This is a genomic window from Anaerosporobacter sp., from assembly GCF_031551385.1.
In the GTDB taxonomy this organism is placed as follows: domain Bacteria; phylum Bacillota; class Clostridia; order Lachnospirales; family Lachnospiraceae; genus Anaerosporobacter.
The window spans coordinates 1-3057 of sequence record NZ_JAVBNS010000095.1; the positions used below are offsets into that span (position 1 = coordinate 1).

Here is a 3057-nt window from a genome sequence, read left to right on the forward strand (position 1 = left end):
AGATATCTGCCATGGTCAGATGAATTACCAGAACAGTGCCGGTTAAAAAGAACACATAAAAAGTGCTTCAATAAATGATGTTACCAGATTAGCATAAAAATGCCATTCTGTACATGACGCCATCTTTTGAAGCACTTACAATTTTGCTTTCATTGAAGGGTTGAATTCTATTGATAATCTATGAGCATTTGAAATATTTGATTGTGAAGCGGCTATCAAGATGGTTCCAATCCGGTAAATTGTTGCTCTTACTACTATGTATGCTTCTTGTAGTCGGATGAAGATTCCAAATTCATCATGCGCCACATACGACCAGGGGACAAAATGGTCAATGGAAATGTCTTTATCCGCTAATATTTCATTGCTGTATATCTCTGTGATTGGATGCAGGGTAAGTGCTGGTTAAATTTTAACTTCCAATATTTATTTTGATCTTGTCATAGTCTTAAATATATGCTATTATATATTCAGTTTATAAATAATTTACTTTACAAAGTCGCTAAGTTGATGTAAGATAAACTAATCGAACGATCGTTCTTATTACTATATAGGAGGTGCCTCACAAATGCATAAAACTGTTTGTGAACTTTTCGCAGGTGTTGGTGGATTTCGTTTAGGCTTAGAAAGAGCTGATAAAGATTGGACCACTGTGTGGGCTAATCAATGGGAGCCTGGCAAAAAAACTCAGCATGCATTTGATTGTTATTGCACTCATTTTGGAAACAATGAAAATCATGTAAATAGAAACATATCTGAAATAGATAAAAAAACTATTCCTAACCACAATTTATTGGTGGGAGGCTTCCCATGTCAAGACTATTCAGTTGCAAGGACCGGGGCTACTGGTATTAATGGAAAGAAAGGAGTTCTTTGGTGGGATATTAGGGAAATTCTCGAAACAAAGAATCCAAGTTTTGTTATTCTGGAAAATGTTGACCGTTTATTAAAGTCTCCTGCAAACCAGCGGGGTAGAGATTTTGGAATTATCCTTACTTGTTTCCATCAATTAGGATATAACGTTGAATGGCGCATCATCAATGCTGCCGAATATGGTTTTGCTCAGCGAAGACGCAGAGTATTTATATTTGCATATAAAAATACAACCAAGTATTCTACATATATCTTAAAATCAGTGAAGCATCCAGAATGTATTTTTAACAATGTAGGATTTTTTGCTCACACCTTTAAAATTGAGGGTGTCTCCGTAGATGCTATTCGTAATACAGAGCTTACCGAAACAGACCTTGTTGATGTGACAGAACATTTTTCATATGATTTTGGAAATTCCGGTTTCATGTATAATGGTTCAATATATACATGCGATTCTACTCCCTTGTATGAAGACGTAACCACCTTGAGAAGCATTATTGAAACCAATGTTAATCAACGCTTTTATTTAGGTAACAACCTCGAAAAATGGACGTATCTTAAAGGCTCAAAGAAAATTCAGCGTACAAGCAAAACTGGTCATACATATACCTTTTCTGAGGGACCTATTGCATTTCCGGATCCAATAGATAAACCAGCTCGGACAATGCTTACAAGTGAATCCAGTCTTAATAGAAGTACCCATGTTATTGAGGATCCTCAAACAAAACAGCTTCGTTTAATTACTCCTTTAGAGGCTGAACGAATTCAAGGATTTGACGACAATTGGACAAATACTGGTATGCCTGAAAAGTTCCGCTACTTCTGTATGGGAAATGCACTGGTTGTTGGCATTATTACCCGGATGGGCGCTTATTTAAATACCGTTTTTACTCGTGAAAGCGAAGTAATCTTGTCTGATAAAAACCACGAAACCCGAGAGGCTATGTAGTCTCCCGGGTGTTTTATTCCAGATTATTTATTCTCTCTACATATGCTTTAATTAATCTTATATGAGCTTCTGTAAAAGATTTATTCTTGTTTTGTACCACTTTAAGTTGAGTACACTCCTTTTTTAAATCCCAAATTTCCAAATCGCTTCCTGCATCATCCATGTCAAATAGACCTACCACTAATACTGGAACCGTTATCGAAAGTTTTGCAGATGGAATCTCCCTTAAAACTTTTTCATAATTTGAAACACCAGAATCAATTCTATTTGCTAAGTGCCAAGATGGTACAATTATTACACAAATATCTGTCATGTCATAGGAATAAGATAATTGGAATTTAAAATAATTTCTATATGAACTAGCTACATTTCCAAATTCCACCTCTACTTGAATGGTAATGCTATTTTCATCTCCAGTGTAAAAAGATTTTCTGAAATCAGAGCGTAATGAGTCCTCGGAGTCATTTGGTGTCGCCAACGGTTCTGCTTCCCATCCCTTACTAATAAAAGCTTCTAAAAAATATGTATTCATGACTTGCTGTACAACATCCTTTGATGTCTGTTTCGTTGACTTTCCAGCGAAAACAGGTATAGGACACCCTCTACAAATTTCTATTAGTTCATTATAAGCGTCTATATGTTTTGGATGCTGAAGAATTTCTTCTGCATACCGATATGAGTATGTCTTTACTATCAATATTTTATTCTCCTTCCTTAAATTCTTGCATTAATTGTTTTAGTATATATCTTTTATTCAACCAAAAACACTGTTTAGGGTATTCTCTACCATCTGGCAACTCGTAAGTGTCTTTTGAATCCCGACCATGTGGACGCACATGGCAAACTGGATTTTCTGATTCATTTGGTAAATTACTATAATTCTTTCCATTTTTCTTGGTTATCTGCAATCCCTCATTGAGTACCTGCTGAGTCATTCTCCAAACTTTCTGCACTTCTGCAGTTAGGTCTACATATGGAATATTCCAGAACTGACATCCTTTTAAATGCAGTTCATTATTTTCATCAAATTTATAGACAACAAAAAGAAATCTTGTTTGGCTCAAATATGTACCAAATGTAGAAGTCTCCCATTTTTCGAGGGCGTAAATTTTTCTGTGTCTGTGGGAGTTGAATCTTTTTGATTTGAATTAGATATGTAATGTTTTGTGTCGATTTTATTTTTACTTTGCTGTCGAAATTACTTCTAATTATAGTATTGCCATCTTTATTTAAAATAT

General features: G+C 35.1%; 3 protein-coding genes. 1 reads left to right on the forward strand and 2 read right to left on the reverse strand.

Annotated features, from left to right (window positions below; genetic code table 11):
• The first annotated feature begins 565 nt into the window (after positions 1-565).
• On the forward strand, positions 566-1819 hold the full coding sequence (gene dcm, locus RMR19_RS09005; RefSeq protein WP_310603161.1) for a DNA (cytosine-5-)-methyltransferase: 1254 nt from the start codon (positions 566-568) through the stop codon (positions 1817-1819).
• A gap of 13 nt (positions 1820-1832) precedes the next feature.
• Here dcm and RMR19_RS09010 read toward each other — a convergent pair whose 3' ends face one another.
• On the reverse strand, positions 1833-2516 hold the full coding sequence (locus RMR19_RS09010) for a BglII/BstYI family type II restriction endonuclease (RefSeq protein WP_310603162.1): 684 nt from the start codon (positions 2514-2516) through the stop codon (positions 1833-1835).
• A 4-nt stretch (positions 2517-2520) separates the two neighbouring features.
• Positions 2521-2883 carry a hypothetical protein gene (locus RMR19_RS09015; RefSeq protein ID WP_310603163.1) on the reverse strand — a complete coding sequence of 121 codons (363 nt, stop codon included), beginning with the start codon at positions 2881-2883 and terminating at the stop codon, positions 2521-2523.
• Positions 2884-3057 lie beyond the last annotated feature (174 nt).